Genomic DNA, 219 nt, shown 5'->3' with positions numbered 1-219 from the left:
AGAAGAAAGTAGAAGAGCAGAAGAAAGTAGAAGAGCAGAAGAAAGTAGAAGAGCAGAAGAAAGTAGAAGAGCAGAAGAAAGTAGAAGAGCAAAAGAAAGTAGAAGAGCAGAAGAAAGTAGAAGAGCAAAAGAAAGTAGAAGAGCAGAAGAAAGTAGAAGAACAGAAGAAAGTAGAAAAACAGAAACAAGTAGAGACAGCTAAAAAGCCTGAGCAAGGAA

At 37.0% G+C, this 219-nt stretch carries 1 protein-coding gene; it reads left to right on the top strand.

All coding sequences use genetic code 11. The features are described from left to right. Positions 1–219 (top strand): hypothetical protein (locus MR115_RS30415; protein ID WP_242243868.1); only part of this gene is annotated, 219 nt, incomplete at both ends.

This window comes from Bacillus cereus group sp. BfR-BA-01309, assembly GCF_022664315.1.
Lineage (GTDB): Bacteria > Bacillota > Bacilli > Bacillales > Bacillaceae_G > Bacillus_A > Bacillus_A mobilis.
This window is presented reverse-complemented; position numbering and strand designations above follow the sequence as displayed.